At 40.9% G+C, this 797-nt stretch carries 2 protein-coding genes; one reads left to right on the top strand and one right to left on the bottom strand.

Features of this window, described 5'->3' with window-relative positions; all coding sequences use genetic code 11:
• The first annotated feature begins 176 nt into the window (after positions 1-176).
• On the top strand, positions 177-476 hold the full coding sequence (locus A3762_RS10095; protein WP_068755255.1) for a hypothetical protein: 300 nt from the start codon (positions 177-179) through the stop codon (positions 474-476).
• Positions 477-494: 18 nt separating this feature from the next.
• Here the strand turns inward: A3762_RS10095 and A3762_RS10090 are convergent.
• On the bottom strand, positions 495-797 hold a 303-nt coding region (locus A3762_RS10090), incomplete at its 5' end, for a sensor histidine kinase KdpD (protein ID WP_197469190.1).

Raw genomic sequence — 797 nt, 5'->3', positions numbered from 1 at the left:
TATAGCTTGAAGAATAATCACGGGCAGTAGTTATGCGTGATATTTTTGAGTGAGGCAAATTAGGTTGAAGCGCCTAGGGAAAACTCGTATCGTTCCGGCCATCAGTGCAAACATACCTTTATTTGTTAAGCGTATGTGATTTGCACAGTTCAGACGACTTTACACGAGAAAACATCATGAACAGAAAGCTACAACAAATAGGCGAGTTAGTATTTAAACAAGTAGATAACTTAGGCTTTCAGCTTGATAGCATGGGAGTTGAAAATCAGATCAATCGACATACACTGATTGCTGCGATTTTTGCAGGACAAAAACGTGTTGAAGGCGAAGTAGATAGCTTAAAAGCACGCGCGGAAAGCACGAAAGCAAACGTTGAAGAGACATTTTCTGCTGCTGAAAAGCTAGCAAAAAGTGGCTTCGAATTAGTTACCTTTCCCGCGACTTACGCGTTTAAGCGAGTAAAACGCGCGGCATAATTAGCATTTTTCAAATGTTTAAGCAGGTGTAGAAACTTCTATTCCTGCTTGTTCATTTTTAATCTCATTCCCTTCTACGATATCAATTTCAGGCAACTCAAGGGTCACAATCAAACCTGGTTCATTATCGCTAAGTTTAATTTCTCCTTGATGCAGTTCGACAACCGCTTGTACAAGACTCAAGCCTAAGCCATTCCCCGGTTGAGAGCGGCTTTTAGCAACACGATAAAAGCGATCAAAGACTTTGGATCGTTCTTCTTCAGGAATACCAATACCAGAATCTGCAATAGACAACCTTACTAGCTTATCGTGGAGATCGAG

It is taken from the genome of Oleiphilus sp. HI0125 (assembly GCF_001635355.1).
The sequence above is the reverse complement of the archived record's forward strand: the minus strand, read 5'-3'. Positions and strand labels throughout refer to the sequence as shown.